The 25,985-nt window shown below is 45.4% G+C and carries 23 protein-coding genes; 8 read left to right on the forward strand and 15 right to left on the reverse strand.

Annotated features, from left to right (window positions below):
* Positions 1 to 28 precede the first annotated feature (28 nt).
* Complete coding sequence (locus ACRRSY_RS17200) at positions 29 to 655, reverse strand: LysE family transporter (protein ID WP_432456150.1); 627 nt, start codon at positions 653 to 655, stop codon at positions 29 to 31.
* 327 nt (positions 656 to 982) lie between these two features.
* On the opposite strand from ACRRSY_RS17200, the gene ACRRSY_RS17205 reads away from it, so the two are divergent.
* Complete coding sequence (locus tag ACRRSY_RS17205) at positions 983 to 2,254, forward strand: GGDEF domain-containing response regulator (protein WP_432459950.1); 1,272 nt, start codon at positions 983 to 985, stop codon at positions 2,252 to 2,254.
* Positions 2,255 to 2,277: 23 nt separating this feature from the next.
* Here the strand turns inward: ACRRSY_RS17205 and ACRRSY_RS17210 are convergent, their stop codons facing one another.
* Complete coding sequence (locus tag ACRRSY_RS17210; RefSeq protein WP_432459951.1) at positions 2,278 to 5,199, reverse strand: HD domain-containing phosphohydrolase; 2,922 nt, start codon at positions 5,197 to 5,199, stop codon at positions 2,278 to 2,280.
* Positions 5,200 to 5,443: 244 nt separating this feature from the next.
* Between ACRRSY_RS17210 and ACRRSY_RS17215 the strand changes: the two genes are divergently transcribed.
* Positions 5,444 to 6,763, forward strand: coding sequence for a DEAD/DEAH box helicase (locus ACRRSY_RS17215; RefSeq protein WP_432459952.1), 1,320 nt, complete (start codon positions 5,444 to 5,446; stop codon positions 6,761 to 6,763).
* Between the two features lie 115 nt (positions 6,764 to 6,878).
* Entirely contained in the window at positions 6,879 to 8,675 is a 1,797-nt protein-coding gene (locus ACRRSY_RS17220; RefSeq protein WP_432452032.1) for an ABC transporter ATP-binding protein, read from the forward strand.
* A gap of 2 nt (positions 8,676 to 8,677) precedes the next feature.
* On the opposite strand, the gene ACRRSY_RS17225 is transcribed toward ACRRSY_RS17220, so the two are convergent.
* The 3 genes from ACRRSY_RS17225 to ACRRSY_RS17235 all read right to left on the reverse strand — a co-directional run bounded on the left by ACRRSY_RS17225 (position 8,678) and on the right by ACRRSY_RS17235 (position 10,103).
* Positions 8,678 to 9,145, reverse strand: a complete 468-nt coding sequence (locus ACRRSY_RS17225) for a TIGR02444 family protein (RefSeq protein ID WP_432459953.1) — start codon at positions 9,143 to 9,145, stop codon at positions 8,678 to 8,680.
* Positions 9,146 to 9,362: 217 nt separating this feature from the next.
* A complete protein-coding gene (locus tag ACRRSY_RS17230) occupies positions 9,363 to 9,575 on the reverse strand; it encodes a cold-shock protein (protein WP_432452030.1) in 213 nt (70 codons plus the stop codon).
* 270 nt (positions 9,576 to 9,845) lie between these two features.
* The gene (locus ACRRSY_RS17235; RefSeq protein ID WP_432452029.1) at positions 9,846 to 10,103 is read right to left on the reverse strand and encodes a DUF3820 family protein; all 258 of its coding nucleotides are present in this window, start codon (positions 10,101 to 10,103) and stop codon (positions 9,846 to 9,848) included.
* 87 nt (positions 10,104 to 10,190) lie between these two features.
* Between ACRRSY_RS17235 and ACRRSY_RS17240 the strand changes: the two genes are divergently transcribed.
* Together ACRRSY_RS17240 and ACRRSY_RS17245 are read left to right on the forward strand one after the other, a co-directional pair.
* The gene (locus tag ACRRSY_RS17240; protein WP_432452028.1) at positions 10,191 to 10,472 is read left to right on the forward strand and encodes a pyrimidine/purine nucleoside phosphorylase; all 282 of its coding nucleotides are present in this window, start codon (positions 10,191 to 10,193) and stop codon (positions 10,470 to 10,472) included.
* 9 nt (positions 10,473 to 10,481) lie between these two features.
* Positions 10,482 to 10,757, forward strand: coding sequence for a hypothetical protein (locus ACRRSY_RS17245; RefSeq protein ID WP_432456149.1), 276 nt, complete (start codon positions 10,482 to 10,484; stop codon positions 10,755 to 10,757).
* On the opposite strand, the gene ACRRSY_RS17250 is transcribed toward ACRRSY_RS17245, so the two are convergent.
* The 4 genes from ACRRSY_RS17250 to gloA2 all read right to left on the reverse strand — a co-directional run bounded on the left by ACRRSY_RS17250 (position 10,743) and on the right by gloA2 (position 15,550).
* Positions 10,743 to 11,159, reverse strand: a complete 417-nt coding sequence (locus tag ACRRSY_RS17250; protein WP_432452027.1) for a MerR family DNA-binding protein — start codon at positions 11,157 to 11,159, stop codon at positions 10,743 to 10,745. The two genes, ACRRSY_RS17245 and ACRRSY_RS17250, sit on opposite strands and share 15 nt — an antisense overlap.
* Positions 11,152 to 13,536, reverse strand: a complete 2,385-nt coding sequence (locus tag ACRRSY_RS17255) for a heavy metal translocating P-type ATPase (RefSeq protein WP_439033331.1) — start codon at positions 13,534 to 13,536, stop codon at positions 11,152 to 11,154. The genes ACRRSY_RS17250 and ACRRSY_RS17255 overlap by 8 nt, the downstream gene beginning before the upstream one ends.
* 58 nt (positions 13,537 to 13,594) lie before the next feature.
* Positions 13,595 to 15,043, reverse strand: a complete 1,449-nt coding sequence (gene phrB / locus ACRRSY_RS17260; protein WP_432463702.1) for a deoxyribodipyrimidine photo-lyase — start codon at positions 15,041 to 15,043, stop codon at positions 13,595 to 13,597.
* A 123-nt stretch (positions 15,044 to 15,166) separates the two neighbouring features.
* Positions 15,167 to 15,550, reverse strand: coding sequence for an SMU1112c/YaeR family gloxylase I-like metalloprotein (gene gloA2, locus ACRRSY_RS17265; RefSeq protein WP_432452024.1), 384 nt, complete (start codon positions 15,548 to 15,550; stop codon positions 15,167 to 15,169).
* A 410-nt stretch (positions 15,551 to 15,960) separates the two neighbouring features.
* On the opposite strand from gloA2, the gene ACRRSY_RS17270 reads away from it, so the two are divergent.
* Both ACRRSY_RS17270 and ACRRSY_RS17275 read left to right on the forward strand, forming a co-directional pair.
* A complete protein-coding gene (locus ACRRSY_RS17270) occupies positions 15,961 to 17,196 on the forward strand; it encodes an OmpP1/FadL family transporter (RefSeq protein WP_432463703.1) in 1,236 nt (411 codons plus the stop codon).
* 148 nt (positions 17,197 to 17,344) lie between these two features.
* A complete protein-coding gene (locus ACRRSY_RS17275; protein ID WP_432459958.1) occupies positions 17,345 to 18,052 on the forward strand; it encodes an SDR family NAD(P)-dependent oxidoreductase in 708 nt (235 codons plus the stop codon).
* Positions 18,053 to 18,089: 37 nt separating this feature from the next.
* Here the strand turns inward: ACRRSY_RS17275 and ACRRSY_RS17280 are convergent, their stop codons facing one another.
* Both ACRRSY_RS17280 and ACRRSY_RS17285 read right to left on the reverse strand, forming a co-directional pair.
* A complete protein-coding gene (locus tag ACRRSY_RS17280; protein ID WP_432463704.1) occupies positions 18,090 to 18,908 on the reverse strand; it encodes an AraC family transcriptional regulator in 819 nt (272 codons plus the stop codon).
* 40 nt (positions 18,909 to 18,948) lie between these two features.
* Positions 18,949 to 19,542: a LysE family translocator gene (locus ACRRSY_RS17285; protein WP_432459960.1), complete on the reverse strand. Its 594-nt coding sequence runs from the start codon at positions 19,540 to 19,542 to the stop codon at positions 18,949 to 18,951.
* Between the two features lie 202 nt (positions 19,543 to 19,744).
* Here ACRRSY_RS17285 and ACRRSY_RS17290 point away from each other — a divergent pair, with 202 nt between their 5' ends.
* A complete protein-coding gene (locus ACRRSY_RS17290) occupies positions 19,745 to 19,999 on the forward strand; it encodes a TIGR02647 family protein (RefSeq protein WP_432452019.1) in 255 nt (84 codons plus the stop codon).
* A 1,154-nt stretch (positions 20,000 to 21,153) separates the two neighbouring features.
* Here ACRRSY_RS17290 and add read toward each other — a convergent pair.
* From add to ACRRSY_RS17310, 4 genes are all read right to left on the reverse strand, one after another.
* Positions 21,154 to 22,158, reverse strand: a complete 1,005-nt coding sequence (gene add, locus ACRRSY_RS17295) for an adenosine deaminase (protein ID WP_432463705.1) — start codon at positions 22,156 to 22,158, stop codon at positions 21,154 to 21,156.
* 187 nt (positions 22,159 to 22,345) lie between these two features.
* A complete protein-coding gene (locus tag ACRRSY_RS17300) occupies positions 22,346 to 22,963 on the reverse strand; it encodes a hypothetical protein (protein ID WP_432463706.1) in 618 nt (205 codons plus the stop codon).
* 155 nt (positions 22,964 to 23,118) lie between these two features.
* Positions 23,119 to 25,017, reverse strand: a complete 1,899-nt coding sequence (locus ACRRSY_RS17305) for a transglutaminase TgpA family protein (RefSeq protein ID WP_432463708.1) — start codon at positions 25,015 to 25,017, stop codon at positions 23,119 to 23,121.
* Complete coding sequence (locus ACRRSY_RS17310) at positions 25,017 to 25,985, reverse strand: hypothetical protein (RefSeq protein ID WP_432452013.1); 969 nt, start codon at positions 25,983 to 25,985, stop codon at positions 25,017 to 25,019. Before ACRRSY_RS17310 ends, ACRRSY_RS17305 begins: the two co-directional genes overlap by 1 nt.

The following is a 25,985-nucleotide window of genomic DNA, read 5'->3' on the forward strand; positions in this document are numbered from 1 at the left end:
CGCTCCCATAAAACTAACTTACCGCGACTTACTTTTGACTACTAAACAATAAGCGAATACCCAAGCTCACTAACACCAGCCCCATGCTGCGATCAAACCAATGACCCACTTGCAAAAACTTACGCCTGACTCGCTGAGTGCTAAACAACCAAGAGATCATCATAAACCACAAAGCGGTGGCCATAACCATATATAAACCATAGCCTATTTGAACTAACATCGGGGTTGCAGGACTAATCACCACGGTAAATAATGACAAGAAAAATAAGGTTGCTTTAGGATTTAAACCATTGGTCATAAAACCACTGATAAAGGCGCTGCGATCACTGAGTTCTACGGGCGCAGTCTGGTGAAGATCGTGTTCGGTTCGAGCCTTGGAACGTAAGGCATGAAAGCCAATCCATAATAGATAAGCGGCACCTAAACATTTGATTACATTAAACAACCAAATAGATTGTGAAATCACCAAACCAATACCAAGTACCGAATAGACCACATGAATCAAAATACCACAGCCCACCCCCAACGACGTCATAACGGCAGCCCGCCGCCCCACGCCAATACTATTCTTTAATACCACTGCCAAGTCTGGGCCAGGTGAAGCAACAGCCAATAAATGAACCACTACTACGGTCAAAAACTCCATCCAATACATCACATTCCCTCCTGAACAATACTATCTACAAACACAAGCCCAATATCTCCGGTCCAGAGAGTCACAGAGCAAGCTGAGTGAAACTGCTGAATCACGCAGCAAATAAAGCTTTCACAACGATTACTTTTCACAATCATAGTCTGCACCATGGTGCGACAAGCACAACAAGCGCAGCTCCTGGCCATTATACATTGAAGAGCAAGCGTCTCTCCAAACGGCCACCTTCAACCAGCCCTTGGTATTTATATTGAGAAAAACTTGGGTCATTTACTAAACTTTAAGCTCTCTTACTCTACAATCAAACAAGCGCTTATTGGAAGTCATACAATGCAAAAAGTACTCATTGTCGAAGACAGTGCCACAGTTTTAAAAATACTACGTCATCTATCACCGATGCTTCGTGATTTAGTTCCTGTTTTTGCCGCCGACTTCGAGCAGGCAAAACAAGCGTATTCGGCACACCCAGAGCATTTCTTTGCGTCTCTCGCTGATTTCAATTTGCCCGATGCCCCTAATGGCGAACTCATCGATTACTTACTTGAACAAGGTTTACCAACCGTTGTTCTTTCAGGCTCATTTAATCAACAGAGCCAATCCTTAATCCATAAAGGTGTGGTTGATTATGTATTAAAAGAAGGTCGTTATGCCTACCAACTTGCCTTCGATTCAATTAATCGACTCTATCAAAATCGCCATACTAAAGTACTGGTTGCCGAAGATTCTGGCTTAGCAAGGAAACACATTTGCAGTTTACTGCAACGCCAATTATTCCAAGTATTTGAAGCCGAAGACGGACCAAGTGCGTATCAACTTTTGCAACAGGAACCTGAGATTAAATTACTGCTCTGTGACTACCAAATGCCACACTTAAATGGCTTTGAATTAGTCCAAAAAGTCCGTCACGAAATGACTCAGCGACGGATCAGCATCTTAGGACTTTCTGCGGCGGATGATCCCCAAGTATCAAGTAAATTTATTAAAAATGGTGCCAATGATTATCTGCCAAAGCCCTTTTCCATTGAAGAGTTTCAATGTCGGGTGAACCACTGCCTAAATACTCTCGCCTTGGTCGAAAAACTAGAAAAAGCAGCCTATCAAGATTACTTAACCGTCATCCCCAATCGACGTTATTTTATTGAACATGGCCGAAAACTACACCAAAAGGCTCTTCAGAAAGGCTCGCCACTTGCAATAGCTGTGCTCGATATCGATCACTTCAAAAATTTTAATGATCAATATGGACATGAAGCTGGCGACGCGGTGTTAGTTCACTTCGCCCGCCTACTAAAGTCAGGATTAACAAATTTTTTGTTCGCTAGAACTGGAGGCGAAGAGTTCAATGTCGCCTTAGCCGGATTAAATAACGATCAGGCTTATCAATTACTCGATGCTTTTCGAGCTCAAGTGGCAGCCACTGATTTTTACTACAACGACCAAATATTATCGATCAGTGTCAGTATTGGCGTAACCAACCAGCACCACGAACATTTAGAAGCTCAGCTCAATTATGCCGACGAATTGTTATATCACGCAAAAAGTGCTGGACGGAATATTGTCGTTGGTGACGAGTCACTTACTCACAATGAATCACCGGAGTGAGCAAATCATGACTTGTCGAAGCCTTATACGCCTTGTGGCATATAATCATCAACGTTAATCTCATCAACTTGCGCTGGAGCTAAATAATGCTTGGCGTAATCAAGATAGATCCCCGAACTTAAGAACAAACGGAACACATCTGCGTCAATATGTTGATCTTCACACATGCGACACATAATCATCAACGACTGACTCAACGTTTTACCTTTTTTATAGGGTCTATCAGCGGCGGTTAAAGCTTCAAATATATCCGCCACCGCCATCATCCGGGCCGTGAAAGGCATTTGAGACTTGATCAGCTGTTTGGGATAACCGCTGCCATCCATTTTTTCATGGTGGCCACCGGCGATTTCGGCAACCCGCCGTAAATGATCTGGAAAAGGTAATTTCTCTAACATAATGATGGTTTGCACAATATGATCATTAATTTTATAGCGTTCTTCTTCCGTTAAAGTGCCGCGTGCAATGCTCAAATTATAGAGTTCACCGCGGTTATATTTATATTTAGGAACCTCAAGTTTAAAACCCCAAGGATTATCATCAGCAATTTTTTCATCTTCTCGCCGATAAATAATATGTTCTGGTTTATCATCGATCAGCTTCTCTTTAACAGGCAGTGGCGATACCTCAGCACTACGACGCTCTAACTCCACATGAGATAAACCTAAACGATCATCTAATGTTCTCAACCAAGTTCGTTGGGCAATGCTCTCTAAACGTTCGATGTCATCTACACCAACAAATTCACCGCCAATATTCAACTTGGCAACAAAAGCAAATTCATCGTCTAACACCTGCAGTTCCTGCGCTAGCTGTTGCGCAAGACGCTCCTGCTCTGGCTGGCTAATTCCATCAGCAACTTGCTGCCAATAACGTAGCTGTGCATCTCTTTTTAACACTTCAAAGCGCATTCTTAACTCGTGGATCCGATCATAGATGGTTTCCAATTTAGTGGCTTTGTCCACCACATACTCAGGGGTTGTGACCTTGCCACAATCATGCAACCAACTCGCGATATGCAGTTCTTCCCACTGATGCTCAGTCATGGAAAAATCAGCAAACACCCCTTGTTGTTGCGCAACCGCAGCGCTCGCCAACATTTTTGTTAACTCGGGGACGCGTTGACAATGCCCGCCGGTATATGGCGATTTAGCATCAATTGCACCGGCGGTCAGACGAATGAAAGACTCAAGTAATTGCTTTTGTGATTCCACTAAATGACTGTTTTCAATGGCAATCGTCACAACACTACTCAAGGCGTCGATAAACGACAGGACTCGAGAAGATACTTCGGTATTTTCGAAACCAAAAGTGGCAATAATACCGACCAACTTATGTTGACGATTAATTAACGGCGACACGACTAAATTCAAGTTTTGCTGTTGAAAATTCAAACGTTCGAATTTGCTGGTGGCAGTCGTCGTAGCATCTAACAAATGCTTTACGAGAGGTTGTGACAAGCTATCAACATAGTCAAACTGCTTGGGCAAAGAGATGGTATTACCAGATTGGGTTTGCAACACAAATTGCTGATCCTGCTTCAACCATATGGCCCCATTGTTCATGTTCGCCACTGTTTGCATCTCTTGGACACTTTTTTCTAATAAGCGAGAGAAGTTACTCTCCTCACCGAGCATGGTTGAAACATCGGCAAACTGTTGAATGGTTTTCTTTAATTGTTCGGTAATTTTACTCAGCTGATCCACCTCCAATACGACCGAGTTCACGGGTACAGTGGCATCGAAATTGAAGGCCATGATCGCTTCACTTTGTTTCATTAACGCCCGTAACGGCGTAGCAACTAAGCGCGAGGCATACCAAGCAACAGGTAGCGAAATTAAAATAATGATAATGCTAAATATGACCGACTGATCACGTATCGCTCTTACGTCCATTAACAGCTCATCTTCAGGAGTGACCAAACCTAAATACAGATTTTCTAAGCCTTGTTCATTCCCAGAGCGAGCCCCCGCCAGCTTCAATTCGATCACATTTCCCATCCACTGTTGATCTTGATAGTCAAACAGGAAGCTTTCTCCAGAAACTAAATTCGCTTGCTTGGTTAAACAAGACAGTACCCCTAAGTCTTGCTGTTCAAGTTTTGGTAAAACCACCGCCGCGTCACTCACTTGCAAGTGTTCACTAATCCACGACGGTTGTTGATGGGCTAATACCGAAAAATCTTGATCAAACATCACCAACTGCGAAGATCCACTGATAATATTTTTTTGCAGGCTGGAAGATACACTGGCCAGTGTAATATCTACCCCTACGACCATCGATTGACTGGTATTTGCGGTGGCGAGGGTCACCCCGACCTCATTGGTGGTATAAAACACATAGGGTTTGGTTGTCGCCAAACCAGGCTTACTCATCGCCAGCTGATACCATGGCCGCTCACGAGGATCTAACTGATAATTTCGGGTGTGCGAATCAACTAAGGTCTGCATTTTTTTGTTATAAAAAGTCAAACTCGATTTTCCCGCCACCACTTTGGTGACTAATACCACAGCGCCTAAGGGCGCCTTTAGTTGGCGATGCTTTTCTAGGGTATCCAGCGGACGAACTAAATAGAAGTCTCCGTTTTGATACCCCAGATAAGCCGCCGATAAGCCCCGCTGCTGGTTCAGGCTGGCATACAGCATCGGTAACCAACGCAGCTCTTGTTGATCAAGCTGCTGCATACTTAAATCCAGAGCCGCTAAATCGCGGATGAAATGCTGCGCCGGATAAATAAGCCCCTCTAATTCAGACACCGTAGCGTTCCCAACTTGCTCAAAGGCATGGGCCTGATTTTTACTCACAATATCGCTGGTATGGTAATAATTGAGCGCCCCTATCACCACGCCGCTCATAATCAACATAAACATCATTACGCACACCAGGTGAATGTGAAAAGAAAATCGCCAAGCGGGTTTTTCACTTATATTTTGATTTGTGTTCATGATCGATCCATCAATAAAGAGCTCTGTCCTAATTGATAACTATCGCAACATGAGCCAATACAGGCAAGTACAACCCGTCGTTAAATTGATATGTAACCAAAAAGGTTCATTCATCAAACCCTGCCTGATAGTCAATCAATCGCGTGATAAACCAACAAATTAATCCCATGGCTATGAATCCTTTAGGTAAGCATTCCGCTTTACGGTTATAATCAACACACATTCATCATATGAGAGTAACAACTTGCAGTTTTCCGAACTTGGCTTAGATCCTCGCTTAAATAAAACCATTGAGCACTTTGGCTTTGCCGAGGCAACCGAAATACAGGCTAGAGCGATTCCAGCAGCCATTGCAGGAAAGGATCTGCTCGCATCTTCAAAGACTGGCTCCGGTAAAACCTTAGCTTATCTGCTACCCGCAATGCAGCGGATGTTAAAAACCAGAGCACTTTCCAAACGAGATCCTCGGACCTTGATCCTCACTCCTACTCGCGAGCTAGCTAAACAGGTATTTGCGCAACTGCGCCTACTGGTTGCCAATACGCAAACGCGAGCTTGCTTAATCAGCGGCGGAGAGAATTTTAATGATCAAAGTAAAGTCTTGCGCAAAGACCCACATATTATTGTCGCCACCCCCGGCCGTTTAGCAGACCATTTGAGTAAACGTCATTTATATCTAGAAGGTTTAGAACTGCTGATCCTAGATGAAGCCGATCGAATGCTCGATCTCGGATTTGCCGAACAATTAAATATTGTTGACCAAGCAGCCAACCATCGTAAACGTCAAACCTTGATGTTCTCGGCCACTTTAGATGATGCTGCGATTAACTCTTTCGCCCTCAAGCTGCTTAATGAGCCAGAGCGGATTGCCGTTGGCTTTAGCTTTACTCAACACCAAGACATTAGCCAACATTTTGTATTAAGCGATAACTTGGAACAAAAACAGTTACAGTTAAGCCACTTACTGCAACAGGCGCATTTAAAACAAGCCATTGTCTTTACCGCCACTCGTGCCGACACTCAGCGCTTGGCCGAAGAGTTTAACCAACAAGGCTTAAAATGTGCGGCTTTGAATGCAGATCTCAACCAAGGGGCTCGCAACAAAATTATGGATGAGTTTAGTCGCGGCCATCAACAAGTCTTGTTTACCACCGACTTAGCCTCTAGAGGCTTAGACATTGTGCAAGTTTCCCACGTCATCAACTTTGATATGCCAAAACATGTGGAAGAATACGTGCATCGTATCGGTCGCACCGGGCGAGCGGGTAACTCAGGCACCGCCTATTCTTTGATAGGGCCAAAAGATTGGCAGAGCTTTAAAAGCTTAGAAGCCTTATTGGAACAAAAAGTTGATTTCAGCCTACTTGAAGGGGCTGAGTTAAAGGCCAAGTTTAAAGGCTTACGAGCACCAACGAAGAAGCAAATGAAACACAAAGCCCAGCCTGCGGCGAACAAAAAGCGCAGCACAATTAAAAAAGACAAAGTAATAAAATCAAATCGAACCTTTGATGTTGGCACCGATATGGGTGATGCCCCCATTGTTCGCCAGAAGAAAAGCGATTAAATTCAAGTCGTTCAGGGTACCACTAATTCTTTAGCCGTACCCTGCGGCTAGCTTTTTCAATCAAGTGTCCGTAGACTTGGCAGCATCTCAAATGAAAAAGATTCTTATTTAAACTATGGATTCAGCCTCAGTCTCTCCGACTTTTACTTGGGCAAGCATTCGCCAACAAATTTTCCAATACAAACGGCCGCTCGCTTATGCTCACTTGATTGCCATCATCGCGACCTTGGTCAGCGTACCAATCCCGTTAATGATGCCGCTACTGGTTGATGAAGTGCTACTTAAGCAACCGGGAACCGCCGTTGCGATAATGCAAACACTGCTTCCCGAAGTTTGGCACAAACCCAGTGGTTACATTCTAACGATTTTGGCCCTAGTGATTAGCCTGCGACTACTATCTTTAATTGTTGGAGTACTACAATCTAGACAATTTACTTTCATCGGCAAACAGATCAGTTTTTTAATCCGTCAACGTTTAGTCGAACACCTACCCAAAGTTCAGCTCCGAGAATATGAAACTCAAGGATCCGGTGGGATCAGCGCCCGTTGCATCACCGATGTGGAAACCTTGGATAAATTTATTAGTGAAAGCCTGTCAAAGTTTTTAGTGGCGGTGCTCACGATCATCGGTACTGCGGCAATTTTACTTTGGATAGATTGGCAGCTAGGGCTGATTATTCTGCTGCTTAACCCAGCAGTCATCTATTTTTCTCGATCTTTTGGCAAGCATGTTAAAGAACTTAAAAAACAAGAAAACGCAGCCTTTGAGGCTTTTCAATTAGCCTTGATTGAAACCCTAGACAGCATTCAACAATTACGCGCAAGCCAGCGCGAAGACCATTACTTCTCACGGGTGGTCACCGCAGCCAGCCAACTCAAAGATCATGCTATCGCCTCGCATTGGAAGACCGATGCGGTTAATCGTTTAAGCTTTACTGTTTTCTTAATTGGTTTTGAAGTGTTTCGCGCCGTAGCCATGCTGATGGTGATATTTTCCGGTTTAACGGTTGGCCAAATCTTCGCTGTATTCGGCTACCTTTGGTTTATGATGGGCCCCGTTCAAGAAATACTCAATATTCAATACAGTTACTTTAGTGCCAATGCAGCGATGGCAAGACTCAACCAAATATTTGAGTTAAAGCAAGAACCTCGTTACCCCTGTCAAGTAAATCCCTTTAGCCAATCGCAAGCGCCCGACATTCGTTTTGAAGATCTTTGTTTCAGTTACACGGCCGAAAGCCCTGTATTAAAAAACATTAATATTCAGCTCCCCGCAGGGAAAAAAGTGGCCATCGTATCGGTAAGTGGAGGCGGAAAATCAACCTTGGTCAACTTACTGTTAGGTCTCTACCAAAAAGACAGCGGCCAAATTTATTTTGCAGGTCACCCTATTGAATCCGTTGGTTATGCCACGGTCCGTAGCAATATCGCCACAGTATTACAGCAACCGATCTTATTTAATGCCAGCGTTAGAGAAAATCTCAATATGGGGCAACAACATAGCGACCGCGAATTATGGCAGGCCCTAGCGCTCGCAGAACTGAAGACCACCACCAAAAAACTACCTGAGCAATTGGATACGATCGTAGGGCGCAGCGGTGTACGTTTATCTGGAGGACAAAAGCAACGTTTAGCGATTGCCAGAATGATTTTAGCAAAACCTGCGGTGGTGATTCTAGACGAAGCAACATCGGCCCTAGATACCGAGACCGAAGCGAAGGTTCACCATAATTTACAAGGATTTTTAGATAATCGTAGCACCTTGATTATTGCTCACCGTTTAAGCGCTATCAAACAGGCCGATCTAATTTATGTGTTGGATGATGGGCAAATTAGCCAAGTAGGCGAACACCAACAACTGATCCAACAACAGGGCCTATATCAAACCCTTTATCAGCACCAAACCGAGTGAGACTAGCCAAGGGCGAGCGCAACTCGCTGTATATATTCCTCTGGACTCAGCTCTACCTGTTCAAGGTACGCAGATAAAGCCTGCTCAGCTGGCTGACCACCAGGATAGCGTTGTTGGCTAATCACCAACTTTTGCTGCTGACGTTGCTCCAATTTTAATTCATGCTGTAATAACAGATCATATTGACGTTGGCTAATCAAGGGCTTCACTACGCTGCGGTAATCCCGAAATTGCTTCAGCTTTTGTTCGCTATCGTCAATGTTTCGTTGTAAGTAATCAAGATTGACCATCCATCGCTGCTGCTTACAAAATCCTAACCAAAGTAGCAAATTAACATTGCATTGATATTTATTTTGTAAGGACAAACACAGGCTTTTTACCTCAGGCGCAGCATAAACTTGTAGGGAGTAACGCCAAAACTGATCGACGATGACCTGCTGTTCCGGTACTAAAGAAGATTCTTGCATCATAGTCTAACTCACTCCATGTCAAACCAATTTAAGTAATATTCTTATGCCTGATCAAAAGCTAAAAAAGCTAAAAATCTGCTAATTACCAAAGTCCTACCCTAACAAAGTGGCTAACTATCTGACAACTCTTGAACTATTCCTTAATCAAACGAACTGTAAAGAAAAAAAAACGCCATCTGAAAGATAGCGTTTTGACTAAAAATCTTAACTGTACGATTTAAATGGCAGTTACATTTTCAGCTTGAGGGCCTTTTTGACCTTGTACCACTTCAAAAGTCACCGCTTGACCTTCAGCCAAACTACGACGACCGTTACCATTGATCGCGCGAAAGTGAACAAAAACGTCCGGACCTTTCTCTTGAGCAATAAAACCAAAACCTTTTTCGTCGTTGAACCATTTCACGGTTCCTGATAATACCTGACCTGACATTATCGTCCTCTCATATATCATGTGCAAATTAACGTATTAGCTAGGCAAGCCAGCGACAAAAAGTTAACCACACCTAAAATAGACAGGCTAAAACCTTTGACATATCAACAAGCATTGCTACAGCGCATTACATTCTCTACTAAATACTCAATCAGTGCATCTTTTAATCAACTAGTTACGGCTTAATTTTGATTAAATGCATAATAAGAGTACTTAGATTTAATACGCTAGCAAAGAGATGAGCAAAAAACAACCAGGTATAGACGAAAGTTAATCGACTCCTCTCTCTAACAGTGGCCAAATCACCTTCTCTAAGCCGGCTATTTTTATTTCTAATGCAAAGGCCATCAACTGACCCAGCTCACCTTCTGGAAAACCATCTTTATTGAGAAACCATAATAAATATTCTTCGGGGAGCATGATAATCTCTCTCCCAGCATATTTGCCAAAGGGCATTTTATGCCGGGCTATTTTGACTAACATCGCCTTATCAAAAGGCTCACAGGGATTCAAATTCTGTTCATTCATTGTTCAACTAACTCTTAGGACGATCCAAATTAGTTCACATTATGCTAGCCTGCTATTTTGTACAATCAATTCAAACAAGGATCTTTAATGTTAAAGAGTAACGAGTACTTTAACGGGCAAGTGAAATCTATTGGCTTTGCAGGGAAAGAAAAGCCTAGTTCAGTCGGCGTGATGGCTGTGGGTGAATACGAATTTGGCACCGCCGAAGCAGAGTTAATGGTGGTTGTATCGGGTGAATTGATCGTCAAACTCCCCGGAGAACAGGAATGGCGAAGCTTCAAAGACGGTCAACAATTTAATGTGCCCGGCAATGCAAAGTTTCAATTGAAGGTACCTTGCGAAACCGCCTATTTGTGTGTGTACGGCTAGGTCTTCATGATGAATAAAGATCCCGACTCTCTTCTAAAAAAGCGCCCAGCACTGATCCACTCCGAGCATTTGCAAGTAAGTTCGCATGTGCAGCGCGAAGAAGGAGACTGGATCTTACATACCCTGATGATCAGCAATTACGATGTGCCCTTTATCTACAAGCGCAAACAACGATATAAAAACTTAGTCGGGGCGAGAGTCAATCTAAGTTATTATCCGAGTACGCAAAGTCGTGGCGGATTTGATTTTGAGATCATGAAAGTGGTGCGTCTACGACGTAGCTAAATGCTGCAAGCGACTCGCACCAGCCAAGCCTTCCAAAATAGGGCACTCTGGCCGCTCTCCACCATGGCAACAATCGACCATCGCTGTAAGACTCGATCGCAACTGCTGTAATTGCTGAATCCGCTGTTCCACCTCTTTAAGATGTTGCATGGCGATAGTTTTCACCTCCGCAGCATGACGTTGCTGATCACCATATAGAGAAAGCAGCTGTTTACTTTGCGGCAGGCTAAAACCAAGTTCTCGGCAATTCCCAAGAAATTGCAAATGACCAAGTTGTACAGGCTGATAATAACGATAGCCATTGTCGCCTTTAAGCGCCTCGACCAAGCCAATATCATGATAGTAACGTATTGTTTTCACCGACAATCCCGTGAGCTTAGCCACTTCACCAATCTTATACATCTGTCTCTCCTTGAGGGGCATGCCAATACTTAAGCCGTAAAGCATTGCCGACCACACACACCGAGCTTAAGGCCATAGCGCCGCCCGCAAATGCCGGATTAAGCCAGCCCATGGCGGCAATCGGTACGCCAAGTAAATTATAGATAAAAGCCCAAAACAAATTTTGTTTTAAGATCCGCCAGGTTTGTCTGGCCAAGGCAATAGCCTGAACAATCAACAAGGGATCATCACGCATTAACACCACATCTGCCGAATTTAGCGCGATATCACTACCGCCACCCATGGCTATACCAACATCTGCTTGCGCCAGTGCCGGCGCATCATTCACGCCATCCCCCACCATCATCACGGTCGCCTGCTGAGCCTGTCGTTGTTTAATCTGCGCTAACTTTTGTTCGGGCAGTAGCTCCGCGTGCCAGTCATCAATTCCCAAATCACTGGCTAAACTCCGACTCACCTGTGAGGCATCACCACTCAACATGCTGACTTTAAGCTTAAGCCGTTTTAACATTGCAACCGCTAACTTGGCACTAGGACGTGGTACATCAGCAAAAGCCAGAGCAGCAAGTAGTCGCTGCTGATTCGCCACATATACCACCGTGAGGCCTCGTTGCAAACATTGTTCAGCTATATCTAACTGAGCCTGGCCAAGTACTATACCTTGCTGTTCAATGAAGCGCTGATTTCCGAGATAAAGCCGATCCTCAAGCTGCTCACCTTGAGGCAGTTGTAGCAACTGCGCTTCGATGCCAAGTCCCGGATAACTATTAAAATAATCTAATGCGAATAGCTGTTGCGAGTCAGCTGCCGCGATCATCGCCGCCGCTAAGGGATGTTGACTCCCTTGCTGTGCACTGGCGCATAAGCGCAGTAAATCACTGTCGGCCAGTTCACTGAAATTATGGCTGTTCACTAATTTAGGCTGACCTTCACTCAAGGTACCGGTTTTATCGAGCAATACCTGCTCCACTTTATGACTCAGCTCTAAGGCCTGAATGTTTCGATATAAGATCCCTAGTTTCGCTCCCCGCCCAGTGCCAGCCACCAACGCAGTTGGCGTAGCTAAACCTAAAGCACAAGGACAGGCTATCACCAGCACCGAGACCGCCGCTAACAACCCTTGAGCGGGCTGGCCAAGAAGACTCCAAACCAACAAAGTTGTGAGCGCAACCAATAGGATAGCAGGCACAAAATAATGGCTGATTTTGTCGACTAAGCTTTGGATCGGAGCCTTACCCGATTGTGCTTCACTTACCAATTGAATAATTTTACTCAAGGTGCTATCGCGGTTTTCAGCACTCACAGTGACCTTGAGTAAACCCGAGCCGTTGATGCTACCAGCCAGTACTCGATCTCCCACTTGCTTCTTCAAGGGTAGGCTTTCTCCGGTAATCACCGCTTCCGACACTTCACTGCTGCCCCACAGTACATCGCCATCGGCGGCTAAAACTTCTCCCGGCTTCACCAAGATGATATCTGCCACCTTTAAGCTTTCAACCGATACTTGTTCAGCAATGCCTTGCTCATTTAAACGCAGCGCTTGCTGGGGGCTTAAATTAACTAACTCGGCAATATTGCTAGCCGCTTGGTATTTGGCCCGTTGCTCCAGGTATTTACCGAGTAAAATAAGGCTAATAATCACTGCGGCCGCTTCAAAATATAGATGCCCCGTTTGACCACTTTGCCACAGATAAACACTGTACCCATAGGCGGTGCTGGTTCCCATCACCACTAAGGTATCCATTGAACTACTACCGCGCTTTATGGCTAACCAGGCACCGCGATAAAAAGGCAAGGCAATATAAAACTGCACTGGCGTGGCCAGTAACCACTGCCATAAGGGCGCTAAAGTGAGGGAAGAAAGCAACATTGGAAGTAATAAGGGTAGTGATAACAACAAACTAAACAATAAGCGCCAAGGAATAACAGCTTGCTGAACATGCCCTTGCACTTCATTTTGCGCTTGCTGAACCGCAAAACCGCAGTCAATGATGGCTTGTTTCACCGCACTCAGATGCTGAGCCTCAGGCAGTATGTCGATGCTCAGTTGATTTAAGGCTAAGTTAACACTCACTTTATCAACCCCTGGCAGTTGATAAAGTGCGCTTTCTAACTTCGTCACACAACTTGCACAATTAAGACCAGTAATCTGCCAGATATGATGCTCGAAGGGGATCTCAAAACCTTGGGCACTCAAGGCTTGACGCAGCGCTGGTAGCACCGAAATTTGTGCTGAGCGGATCCGCACCTGATTCAAGGCTAAATTAACACTGCCCTCTTCTACCCCAGCTTGCTCGGCTAAGATCCCTTCAACTTTTCGTACACATCCAGCACAGCGTAAACCCTGTAAAGGAAACACCAGTGAAGCACTCATCATCAACGCCCTAAATTAACCTCGTGATGAGTATAGTGTTAACCCTCCCATAACAGGAGGGTCAAGCGAAATTTTTAGCCTGTTCGAAGTAACCTAAAATTAATTGACGCTGTTCGGCATGGTTCACTACGGGTAAGGGGTAATCAATATACCGCTTATTTTTATTCGCCCAAGCATGGGGTTGATGCACATACTTACCAGGAATATCCGCTAGCTCAGGTACCCATTGGCGAACAAATTTACCTTCTGGATCGAAACGTTGGCCCTGAGTGGTCGGATTAAAAATACGAAAATAGGGTTGAGCATCGGTACCCGTAGACGCCGCCCATTGCCAACCGCCATTATTCGACGCGAAGTCGCCATCAATTAAATGCTGCATAAACCAACGCTCACCCAGCCGCCAATTGAGCAGCAGATCTTTACTTAAAAAACTCGCCACGATCATCCGCAAACGATTGTGCATCCAACCGGTCTGATTTAACTGGCGCATCGCTGCATCAACAATCGGATAACCCGTTTGTCCCTGCTGCCAAGCCTTTAGCAAGTCTTGATTCTCATGCCAGGGGATCGCCTCGGTCCAACCGATAAAGGCATGAGACATCGATAAACGTGGATTTGCAGCCAGTAAGTGGCGGTAAAATTCACGCCAAATAATCTCACTTAACCAGCAAAATGCGCCCCCCTCAGATTCAACTAAACAGTGGGGATGGTCTAATAATAAACGAGCCAGACATTGTCTTGGACTTAACATTCCTAAGGCCAAATAAGCGGATAATTTACTGGTGGCAGGCTCAGCTGGAAAATCACGCAGCTGTTTATAAGTAGTTGCTTGACTCGCGCTAAATTGTCTCAGCTGAGTAATGATCGCCTCATCATCCACTGCCCAGGCACTGCTATCTACTCGCGGATAATTAATGTCAGGGATTGCTGCTGAGTGAGCCAGCAAATGTCTAATGCCTGTACTCAAGCGACGACTAACCAGCGCAGTTGGGCTGCGTAGTGGGCTCAGCTCGCTTTCACTCAAGTGAGCCAACCAGGCTTTGCGAAACGGCGTAAACACTTTAAAGAAATTACCCGCTTGAGTTTTCAGTGAACCAGGCGCAATACCACACTCGCCATGATACTGACACCATCGAACATTGACGGCTAACAATTGCTGCTGGCATGCTTGGTCACGGCGCTGCTCATTCAGCTCATATTGGTAATGACTGTGCGCAGCAACTATTTGATATTGCTGACACAGCTCAGTCAAACATTGTGGAACATCGCTAAAATGCGGACATTCTCGTAACACCAGTGGGATATTTAAAGCCGCGAGCTCTCTTTGCAAAACTTGCAAACGTCGCCCAATTAAATCGGCTTGAATTGGTGCCATTGCATGCGCCTGCCATTGCTCAGGGCAGCCAATATAAATGGCTAACACATCCCCGCCCTCGGCAATCGCAGTGCTCAGCGCTTGATTATCTTTAATTCGTAAATCGTTTCTAAACCAAACCAAATGGGTGGCCATGGGATCCCTTTCGCGATTATTATACTCAAGCTGTACTACGTAGCGACTCACCAAATTGATCAGCCGCTTAAGCGATTCGCCCATTGTTCGACTAAGAACCCAGACCTGAATTATCTCGACAGCTTATTGCTCGTACAACTCCAAAGGTAAACCGTCAGGATCATGAAAAAAACTAAAACGTTTTTGGGTATAGGGGTCGACTCGAACAGGTTCAACTGCGATTTGGTGCTGAGCCAAATGGCCAATCGCCTGATCAATATTTTCCACCGAAAAAGCCAGATGTCGCAGGCCTTGCGCCTCTGGGTAACTTGGGCGTAATGGCGCACCAACAAAGGAAAACAACTCAATTTGACGACCGTCAGCCAAGGCTAAATCGAGTTTGTAAGAATGACGCTCGGCTCGATAATGCTCAGCCACAATCGTCAAGCCCAAAATTTCACTGTAAAACTGTTTAGAGCGGCTATAGTCAGAACAAATAATCGCAATGTGATGGATCCCCTGAAACATACTGAATTCTCTCCTATTAATAATTATCGATTCAAGCAAACAAAACTCATGTAATGAGCCACGAGGCTAAATAGCAACCCTTAAAATCAACGACTAAATGTACTTTAGTCTGCAAATTAAACTCAGAATGAAACAATGGGAGCTAGCTAGCATTATCACAAGGACCCGCCCCTGCCTCGAACAAGTCCCTAAAAAAAGTAGGACAGAAAAATAATTCACTAAAAAAACCATTAAAAGCAACCAACTTTAGAATAAACAATGCCGTGGTGCTGGATAAGCTCATAATATTCCATCTGGTCGGAGTTGTAGCAAAGCCTTGACTTGCCTAAGATGCGCCAGCAAATTCCAATCAATAATATAAAAGCTGCGCTAACCATCGGCAAAAGCTCCTACTTAGAGACCATTTCTCAATGAATAAACGTATATTAGGCCTAATGTCTATTAGTGCTTCATTAATCAGTGCCCACAGTCTGGCGGCAGGCTTTCAACTCAACAGCCAATCTGCGACAGGGATTGGTCGTGCATTTTCCGGTGATGCGGTGATCGCCGATAACGCCTCCGTATTATCGCGTAACCCTGCTTCAATGGCCATGTTTGATAGCCCAGCCTTGTCACTGGGCCTCACCTATGCCGATATTGATGTCACGATTAAAGACGTGAACTATGGTCCCATCAACTATGGCAGTGAGCGCGACGCTGCAGAAGATAAAGTCATTCCCAATGCCTATTACATCCATCCGATCAATGAACGTTTAGCGATTGGGGTAGCCGCCTTTAGTAATTTTGGTACCGGCACCGATATTAGTGCACTCAACAACAGTGGCGCAGCAGTGACTCCGGTTGATTTATTCGGTAAAACCGAAATTGTCACCATGAACTTTAATACCAGCCTATCTTATCGAGTGAATCAACAACTAAGTGTGGGTGCAGGCCTTGACTTGATTTACGGTGAAGGCACCCTCAACCGAACGGGTGAAGTGATTGGTGGCAGCACAGTGCAAAGCACTTTAGTTGATGTCGAAGCCGATGGATGGGCGATTGGCGGTATTGTCGGCGCAACTTATGAGTTCAATGATAAAAACCGCTTAGGCATGAGCTATCGGATCAGCCCCGAGTTTGTCGCTGAAGGAAAAGTTAATTATGGCGGTCAAAGTTACGATGAAATCCATATTCCACTGCCCAATATCTTGCAAATTGCCGGCTACCATGAATTAAACCCACAGTGGGCGGTTCACTATACCGCGCAACATACCAGCTGGAGTGATTTTGATCACATTACCGTTACTGGCTCTCAAGCCGAGCAAACCGTAAAAAGCTACCAATGGAAAAACTCATGGCTATTTAGCCTGGGAGCCACCTATCAGATCAACAGCAAATGGACCGCCCGCGCGGGTTACATGTATGATCAAGGCGTGGTCGATGAGTTAAGTTCCTTATCCATCCCTGATTCCGACCGTAACTGGTATACCGCTGGCGCTACCTACTACCTCAGCCGTCATAGTAGCATCGACTTCGGTTTAGCCTTGGTTCGAGGGGAAGATGTTGAAGTCAAAGAAAACAGTAGTATTCCAGGGCTTGGTCAAGTCGTTGGCCACACCCGCTCCAACGCAGCTTATTACTCGATGCAATACAACTATTCTTTCTAGAGCACTCAAGTCTTTCTAAGATTACCCAAGCGATGATGAGCGAATTCATCATCGCTGCACCAGCTCTGCCCTTCCTTTTCGATCGGTGAACTTTATCGTTCAGTAATACGTATTAATGCCATAACTCACCAAACACTAGCGATTGTATATGCATGCTCTGGTCATCGGCGGCTCAGGCGGTATTGGTTTGGCATTAGTCAAACAGCTGTGCCAAGACCTTCGTTTTACTCGCATTAGCGCCACTTGGCATTCACACCCTGCCAACTACCAACATCCAAAACTCCATTGGACACAACTAGATATCCGCAAAGAAAATGATATCTCAAAGCTGTTTGCCGACATGAAACAACTCGATTGGCTAATTAATAGCGCGGGTCTACTACACAATTCAGCACTTAGACCAGAAAAAAGTCTCGCTGAATGTCACAGTGAAGCCTTTATGCTCAACATGCATATCAACGCACTGCCCTGCATCTTGTTGGCAAAACATAGCGCTAAGTTACTCAAACAAAGCAAAACAGCGATATTCGCGAGTATTTCAGCTAAATTAGCTTCCATTGAAGATAATCGTATCGGCGGCTGGTATAGCTACCGTTGTGCCAAGGCGGCACAAAATATGGCGCTGAAAAGCATTAGTATCGAATGGCGGCGCAGCCATCCAAATTGCTGTGTTGCAGCACTGCATCCCGGCACCACCGATACCCCGCTATCCCAGCCTTATCAAAACAATGTACCCGCAGCACAATTGTTTACGCCAGGGCAAAGCGCCAACTATCTATTGGCAATACTACACCAACTCAAAGCCTGTGATAGTGGTCAATTCTGGTCTTGGGATGGGCAAAAGCTGCCTTGGTAAACTGCGTGTTCAGCATTTGTTGACACTAAGTTTAAGCCTAAACAAAAAATCCCTGATACTGCTTAGGAGTTAAGGCCAGCCGTTTCTTAAAGTTACGTTGAAAATGACTTTGATCGGCGAAACCGAGCTGTAAGGCGGTATCGGCTATACTGTTACCGGTGCGTAGTAAGGCTTTGGCTTGATTGATCCGTTGATTCAATTGAAAAGCATGTGGTGATAAGCCATAAACTCGCTTAAAGCTTCTAACCAAATGGTAGCGGCTTAAACCTGCGACATCGGCTAATTCACTTAAACTAACAGTCTCCGCCAACTGATCTTGAATACACTGTTGCACCCTTGCCAGCTGAGGTAGCGCTAAGCGCTCAACATCAGAACGTAAACCCTGTTTAGCACTAAATTGCTGCTCAAAAAAACCGATCAGCAACTCTTCTTGTAATAAAAGCGCCTGCTCCTCGGCAATACGATTAAACAACTGCGAAATAGCTCGATAACTGGCCCCGCAACTCAAATAATCCTGGCCAAAGGCATGGTAGTCAGTTGCCGGTTTGGCCAACATTTCAGCTTGTAGTTGACCGACCCACCGACTATCTACAAACAACATCCGGAAGGACCAAGCACCTTGTTTTGGGTTGCAAGAATGAACATCGCCAGGATTAATCGTGACGACCTGCCCTTGCTGAATACGATGCAGCTGACGCAAGTTCTGGTAGTTCGCCTCTCCAGCGTCAATCACACCAAAAGAAAACTCATCATGAGAGTGACGGTGGTAGCAAGCCCGCGACTGGTAAGCCTGACGCAATTCCACGCTAGGTAAACCAATACTGCGTTTCAACATCACTTTCTCGCTTGACGCCATTCCCCCTCCCTCTGCAAGTCGATTAGACCAGTAAGCAGAATTACCAAAACCAAGAACACACCGATAACACCAATAAGCTTGCCATCAACAAATTAAAGCCGCGCATCCGCCGCGGAGTCGCTAAAAAGGAGGAAATTAAGGTGCCAAGCGCAGCCCAAGCACCCACCCCAAATAAACACACGATAAAAGAAACCAGACAAAAAACCAACAAGTAATAAAATGCTGGCTGCTGGCTCGATACAAACAAACTTACACCAGACATAGCCACCAGCCAGGCTTTAGGATTGAGGCCTTGAACCAAAACCCCCTCCAGCAATTTTGGAGGCATTGCTAAGCTGAGTTGCGCTGTTTGACTCACTGGCGCAGCGCCAATGCGCAAGGCCATGTACAATAAATATGCCGCCGCAAGATATTGCAATATGGGGGTCAACAATGGCATCACCAAGCTGAGGCTATTCAAACCAAGCCCTGCCAGCAGCACCACACCACTGTAACTTAAACTGGCACCAAGCACATGCGGTAGTGCGCGACGAAAACCAAAATTTACCCCGGCACCCGTCGCGATAATATTAACCGGTCCCGGCGTTATCGCCCCAATCAAGGCAAACAAAAACATCGATACAAACACACTCATCTCGTTCCTCCCCATTCAATGCGTCACGCTAACATAGAGGATCGCCTCAACGTTTTATTGAACAAAATTGCGCTAAGTTATCGACCGATGAGAAAGCTATCGAGAAAAACACTGCGTTAGTTATCACTTCTGCGCCACTTCGCTTGCGCGCTGCGAACAGTCTTTTTATGGTGAGAACAACACAATAATAAAGGAACACCCTATGAAATTTGCGACGACCAATATCGCCGAACTTAATTTGTTATTACAGTTTGATAGCAGCAGCCTGCAAACTGGCATTAAAGTTCACCAAGACGCCCCTTCAGAGTTAGTTGCAGCCGCCCAAAGCCTATTTGACAAGGGGCTAACCACGCTCCCCGATGGCGGGTATCTTACCGATTTAGGCGTTGAAGTATTGGAGCATGGGCAAAGACTACTGGCGGTTCTGAACACCAAACCAGAACACGAACCCGCTTAAACAAATCTCAAATATTTGACAGCCAAGCAGCAAAAAGCTTGGCTCTATTTTCAATTAAAAATCCATCATCACCCAATCCACTTCTGCCGCTCAGCTTCAATTTAAATCATCAAAAACTGACTCCTCATCTATACATTTACACAAGTGAAGATGAAGACTCGTTTAGTCATTGATGTTACATATCAGACAACAGGCACGACATAAATTGCTTACTGTCATCCATTTCCCCTTCCACTAAATGACGGATTTGAAGCGCACCAAGGGTATCAAAAACCGCCCTCTCGCTAATGCTTGCTTTATCATTAACAGCATTTGCAATTGCGATGAAATCAAAATGGAATTAATTTCATGGTCAACGAGCAATTTCAGTGCATGACACTCAGAAATAAACGAACTAGAAACAAATGCCTTCAAAAGTAAATGCTCGCGAGGGAGCAGAAGTCGATTTGTATGTTTTACATGGCCCAGAATTTATTTCTGTTTGGCTCGCACAACAAAGATCCCGAGGGTTGAAAAAAACAAGATAAGCCAGAAATTGAGAAGCTTAGGCCGACATGATTTAGCCCAAGAATGACTCATTTCATCTTTCGGTCTTGTGAATCAATATGGCGGGCTAGTACTCGACGTAAAAAACATCGTGATTTTAGCCTCAGATATGCATAAAAGTGGCAATTTATTTGCCTAAAACGAGGAAGAAAACCCTTCAGGAAAAGCATATGCAATGTCGATCGTAGTTGGTTTTCTATTCATTTTTCCCGGACTCCTGCTAGAAAAGTCTCGTTTAGAAGCGATTGCTATGGCTAATGGCTAATGGCTACCAAGCCTGCCCCGCTTTTAGCTTATTAATGAGCTCAGTAAGTATTGACGCATGGGTGAAAGATTTAAGCTTATGCTCCGATCCAGAAGTCGACAGAATCGCGATGTATGGTTACGCCACTGAACCCGCGAAGATCGCCAAGCTGATTGCAACACGCAAATCAAGTAGCAAAACTCATTCTCTAAAATCTAATCATTCAGGTTGATGTTATATCATCCACTACACCAAGAACTTTGGCCTGATAACAGCAAGCACGGCTTGCTTCGCTACCAGATAATTGAGGCATGACAGTCGGCAGAAGCCGCATCAGCCTAATACCGCTGTTCATTGACAGGATTTACGCTATACGTTTCGCTGCTTTCTCGCGCAGCCTTCTGCGCTCTTGCTCACTCACAAAAGCCATTTTTAAGCCATTACTTTGTAACAGTGCCATTTGCTCATCAGCAAAACCTAAGATCTCTCGGGCAATCCGATACTCATCAGACAACTCAATAGCCGAGACTCCGGGATCGTCAGTATTCAGGCTAGCTCGAATACCCGCCGCTAAAAAAGCTTTTAGAGGGTGCTGGCTTAAGTCAGCCACGGTATTGGTTTGAAAATTTGATGACAAACAGGCCTCGACGCCTATTTTATGCTTCGCCACATATTCCATTAACTTCGGATCTTCGATGATCTTCACTCCATGACCAATACGCGTCGCGCCTAACTCGCGAATCGCCTGCCAAACACTCTCTGGCCCAGCAGCTTCACCAGCGTGCACAGTGATCGCAAAACCAGCATCACGAGCGTGAGAGAAGTGTTCTACAAATAACCCGCCGGGTTTGCCCAGCTCATCACCCGCTAAATCAACTGCAACAATGTGCTCACGAAAGGCCATACAGGCAGCCAACTCTTCACGACAAAACTGCTGACCAAAAGTGCGGCTCATAATGCCAATTAACTTCACCTGCACATCATATTTTTGCATGCCACGGCGAACGCCTTCAATCACCGCTTCTACCACACCTTCGGGCTTCAACTGGTGACTCATCGCCATATAACCCGGACTAAAACGCAGTTCGGCGTAATCAATCTTCGCCTTCATCAAATCTTCTACGTTCTGTTCGGCCACCAGCGCGCAAGCTTCATAATCACCAAGTACCTTAACGCCCCAATCCAACTTAGACAAAAAGGCGACTAAGTTCGGTTCTTGTTTGGTAATTTGCACATGTGGAACCAATCCAGCTAATTGGTTAGCTGGTAAGGCTACATTAAACTTTCGACCCAGCTCTAAAATAGTTTCGGCGCGAATATTTCCGTCGAGATGGCGGTGTAAATCAGTCACTGGATATTGGATTAACATCGTAAAGCCTGCTGTTATTTTAATGATTGAACTCAGTGTAGTCAGCGGCTCAGGCGAGTCCAACTTAGATTGACTGAAATAACATCGCCTAACTAGAATAGTTTCAAACCGCTCACTATTTTAACTTAATATGTTGATTAAAAGTAAGCAATTACTGGGCTTAACAAGGCAATTACCAATAGCGCCCTTAACTCAGGCGATACACAAACAAATCATCACGATGACGATAAGGCCTAAATCCCATCTTGATTAAGTACTGCCGATGTTTAGAAATTGTCGTGTAACTGACTATTTTAGTCACTCCTAAACGCTGAAAAAATTCGGAACGATGATAAAGGTAATCACCTGTTTTAAAATCTCGATAAGCCGGAAACACATAATCTAACTTAATATCGAACTCTTGTTGTTGCCGCAAACCCACTAACATACCGGCAGGTTCAGAATTTCGCATCAACAAATAACATTCTTGCCCCGCAACCGAGGCTTCACTAAACTGCGGAAAATACCGCTCAATATCATCCTGATGCTGTTTGATCCAAAATGCCAACAATGGACTGTTCGCCCCGACATCAACCATATGAAACTGGTCAACACGACGAAAAATACCGTACAAGTAATAAATATTGGCGAACACAATAAACAAGTTGAGGAGCGCTACGGGCATTGCGCCAATCACAAAACCATAGCTGGAAAACAGCGCTGCACCGAACATATTTAAACAACGTAACTTCACCAACGAGCTCATGGTTAACGATATTGCCACGACCACCGAAGCCAAATAACCAAACCATTCAACCCAATCCATTAATCCTCCCTTTACTGCACTCTAATCGCTGGACACTTTACGAGCCAGACAGACAATAATCTGGTTAGTTCAAACAAAAAATCAAAAGAATTACACTTTTAAAAAGATCTTTCCCAGCTATGTTGATCGCAAGCCGTCAATAAAGCGTTTCACCGTTATTCAAGGTAGCGACGCTGCTGATAAGCTCGCACCGTTTGGCGTAAGGCAGCAAGATGTTTCGGCGATTCTAGCTCGACACGCGCCACAAACTGATCAAGGGTCTCCCCTGAGCGACGATGAATATCATGTCGTTCGAGTAAGTATAACTGCCAACGTAGCGCCCTTAGCTCCGCCGGTGGTAAACGCCAACGCCAAGGTTTGGCAAGTGCCACTGCACTAAGCAAGATCCCAAGCAACAATAAAGAAGTCGTTAACATCCACAAAGAACTTCCCGGCAAACGCTTTAATAAGTGGGAAAATAGAGACAACTGGCGAGCTTGATCGAAATTGAGCACCCAAGTTGCCCACCAAAAATCGGCTTGTGCCATTAGCAACCTTAATTGGTTTAAACCTTGGCTATACCATAAACGTTGTCCCCAACTATGAATATTATGCCACTGAGCTGCTGTCGACGGGCTCTGCTGCAAGTTAAATTCAAGCCGATCCGGAGCAATCCAAGCGGTAGGATCAAGCCGCAGCCAACGCTGGCCATTCCAGTACTCTGCCCAAGCATGCGCATCATAATGACGCACCGATATTCGCAGTCCCGGTTGCTGCCACTCCCCGCCTAAGTAGCCAGTAACCATTCGCGCAGGGATCCCCATCAAACGTGCCAATACCACAGCACTCTGCGCATAATGCACACAAAATCCACGCTGCTGCCTAAGCAAAAATTCTTCGACTCCTAACCAAGCGGGATACGCGGGCGGGTTTAAGGTATAAACAAAAGCTTGTGCTAAAAACCACTGTTGCATCGCTGCAATCGCTTGTTCGGTGCGCACAACTGAGCTTTGAGCGGTAGCTTGCGCGCTAAATTGCGAGGCTAAACGGCTGACAGCATCAGGGATCCCTTGCGGTAAAGTACTTAGGCGACGCTGTTCAGCCTGCGGAAGTGGCTGTAACTCGGCATCGGAAAGTTGCCCAAAACGCAGCAACTGTCGAGCAAAGCTATCACCACTTCGCAACCAGCTACCATCAGCTTGAAACTGCGCGCCACTGCCGTTTAGCACGCTTGGATGAAGAGTTGCCAACCAGTTATTGGACGCTGGTTCCAACAATAATTGGTAGCTTGGGAGCGTAGTGAGCGGCGCGTCGGGCGGCTCAACAATTTGTTTAGCTAAAGCACTGCGGGTCCATTGTTCACCATCGAATTGATCTAATACCATAGCCCGCCAATACAACGATGTGCTGATTTGTGCTTGGCTAAACTCGGCTCGAAATGCCAGTTTGTCAGAGCGAATTAACTGACTAATATCCCCCGGTCGAACCACCTCGGACAAACCGGTTTGAGTAGTGTCGGGACGAGGCATTTTCCATAAGGGTGCAAGCCGCGGTGTCAATACAAATAGCGCCACCGCTAAGGGACTCATTGCCAACAACCATAGCCCCAGCATTTTTCCCTGTTTAAACGATAAACGAACATCCAGACTGAGTAAAAGCAACAAATGGATGAAGCAAACCAACAGCGCCAACACTGCCGCGAGAGGCTGACTGGAAAACACTAACGAAAATGATGCTAAAAAAAACCCAGTAAGAACAAAAACTTCTAAGTCTCTGCGTTGATGTAACTCAATATATTTCAAACTATAACCGAGCATCACCACATTCACTAACTTGTCGAACAAATCCATCGAGTAACTTAACCATAACGTCAGCAATACCATCAATAACAGGATCAACTTCACCCACCTGGGTTTGGGGAGGCTAGCTAAACCTTGTACCACTCGTAAGCGCCACCAACCACAAGCGCCTCCCACCAATACGAGCAACCAAGGCAGATGTGGCATTAATATCAAGGCGCTGGCCAAGTAACAGACCAGAGATAAATGAATACTGCGAGCACCTAAAGTGTTCATCAAGGCACCTCAGCCCCCGCTAGCATCCGCAGAGCAGCTTGTAAGTGTTCGTTACCACTAGCGCTGGCAAGCCGCCGCTGCGCCAACTGTAAACTAAAAGCTTGTTGCTGCTGATTTAGTTGACGAACCCAGAAGACCAGGACCGATAAGGACTGCTCATAGGGTAAATGAACTAAAGCGCGATCGGTCAGCTGCAACTCGAGTGCCGGATTATCACTAAATTCCTTACTTTGTAGCCCTCTACCTGCGGCAAATTGCTTCCAGGCTAACAAGCTTTTACGCTCACCACTGCGATAAGCCTTTAAGCCAGAAAACTCGTTCGGTTGTGGACCTGTGCTCAGTTGTTCAACATCATGCTCTCCGGCCAACTCAGCCACAGGACAAGGAAACCCCGCAAGAGGTACCGGATAAGCTGTGATCGTGGCGTTAAAATCAACCCGTGTCCAACATCGAAATAGACCTAAAGGATAAACACTCGAAATATCAATTCGAGGCAAGGGCCAATGACCACGTTGACTCACGGTAATATCAATCGCCAAGCACCCAGCGCTATACTCACTCGCCTGAGGCCCCTGCCAAGCGCTTAATTGCCCCACGACTGCGAGGGCTCTTTTATCGGCGGTTTTATCCAAGGCTAACAACAAACGTAACGGCTGGTCACATTGACCTTCAGCGGTATAACGTAACTGCAGCAGGCTCCCTGACAAATTCTGATGGCAGAGGATTAAACACAGTAACCACAACGCCAACAGCCACAAACTCAGAGCCAGAATAAGGTTATTTTGGTAGTTGGTCCCAATCGTGAGTAAGGTCATTAGGGTCAATAAAAAAGACCAACCAAAGGCGGTTGGCAAGATAAATAAGTTCTTTCGATTGAGCGTCAACGAAGACGCCGCTGGGATCCGCCGAGCCAACCACGCCTCCACTCGCTGCTTTCGCCAATGCTTTAATCGCTCAGTCAGCCGCAA

Origin of the sequence: Agarivorans sp. QJM3NY_33 (assembly GCF_050870865.2) — a bacterium.
GTDB lineage: Bacteria > Pseudomonadota > Gammaproteobacteria > Enterobacterales > Celerinatantimonadaceae > Agarivorans.

Coding starts and splice junctions, on each gene's coding strand:
- ACRRSY_RS17305 (WP_432463708.1), bottom strand. CDS start 25,017: ATGAACACTTTAGGTGCTCGCAGTATTCATTTATCTCTGGTCTGTTAC.
- ACRRSY_RS17270 (WP_432463703.1), top strand. CDS start 15,961: ATGAATAAACGTATATTAGGCCTAATGTCTATTAGTGCTTCATTAATC.
- ACRRSY_RS17200 (WP_432456150.1), bottom strand. CDS start 655: ATGTATTGGATGGAGTTTTTGACCGTAGTAGTGGTTCATTTATTGGCT.
- ACRRSY_RS17205 (WP_432459950.1), top strand. CDS start 983: ATGCAAAAAGTACTCATTGTCGAAGACAGTGCCACAGTTTTAAAAATA.
- ACRRSY_RS17245 (WP_432456149.1), top strand. CDS start 10,482: ATGAATAAAGATCCCGACTCTCTTCTAAAAAAGCGCCCAGCACTGATC.
- ACRRSY_RS17280 (WP_432463704.1), bottom strand. CDS start 18,908: ATGGCGTCAAGCGAGAAAGTGATGTTGAAACGCAGTATTGGTTTACCT.
- ACRRSY_RS17285 (WP_432459960.1), bottom strand. CDS start 19,542: ATGAGTGTGTTTGTATCGATGTTTTTGTTTGCCTTGATTGGGGCGATA.
- ACRRSY_RS17240 (WP_432452028.1), top strand. CDS start 10,191: ATGTTAAAGAGTAACGAGTACTTTAACGGGCAAGTGAAATCTATTGGC.
- ACRRSY_RS17230 (WP_432452030.1), bottom strand. CDS start 9,575: ATGTCAGGTCAGGTATTATCAGGAACCGTGAAATGGTTCAACGACGAA.
- ACRRSY_RS17235 (WP_432452029.1), bottom strand. CDS start 10,103: ATGAATGAACAGAATTTGAATCCCTGTGAGCCTTTTGATAAGGCGATG.
- ACRRSY_RS17250 (WP_432452027.1), bottom strand. CDS start 11,159: ATGTATAAGATTGGTGAAGTGGCTAAGCTCACGGGATTGTCGGTGAAA.
- add (WP_432463705.1), bottom strand. CDS start 22,158: ATGTTAATCCAATATCCAGTGACTGATTTACACCGCCATCTCGACGGA.
- ACRRSY_RS17300 (WP_432463706.1), bottom strand. CDS start 22,963: ATGGATTGGGTTGAATGGTTTGGTTATTTGGCTTCGGTGGTCGTGGCA.
- ACRRSY_RS17275 (WP_432459958.1), top strand. CDS start 17,345: ATGCATGCTCTGGTCATCGGCGGCTCAGGCGGTATTGGTTTGGCATTA.
- ACRRSY_RS17210 (WP_432459951.1), bottom strand. CDS start 5,199: ATGAACACAAATCAAAATATAAGTGAAAAACCCGCTTGGCGATTTTCT.
- ACRRSY_RS17290 (WP_432452019.1), top strand. CDS start 19,745: ATGAAATTTGCGACGACCAATATCGCCGAACTTAATTTGTTATTACAG.
- ACRRSY_RS17225 (WP_432459953.1), bottom strand. CDS start 9,145: ATGATGCAAGAATCTTCTTTAGTACCGGAACAGCAGGTCATCGTCGAT.
- ACRRSY_RS17255 (WP_439033331.1), bottom strand. CDS start 13,536: ATGATGAGTGCTTCACTGGTGTTTCCTTTACAGGGTTTACGCTGTGCT.
- ACRRSY_RS17220 (WP_432452032.1), top strand. CDS start 6,879: ATGGATTCAGCCTCAGTCTCTCCGACTTTTACTTGGGCAAGCATTCGC.
- phrB (WP_432463702.1), bottom strand. CDS start 15,043: ATGGCCACCCATTTGGTTTGGTTTAGAAACGATTTACGAATTAAAGAT.
- gloA2 (WP_432452024.1), bottom strand. CDS start 15,550: ATGTTTCAGGGGATCCATCACATTGCGATTATTTGTTCTGACTATAGC.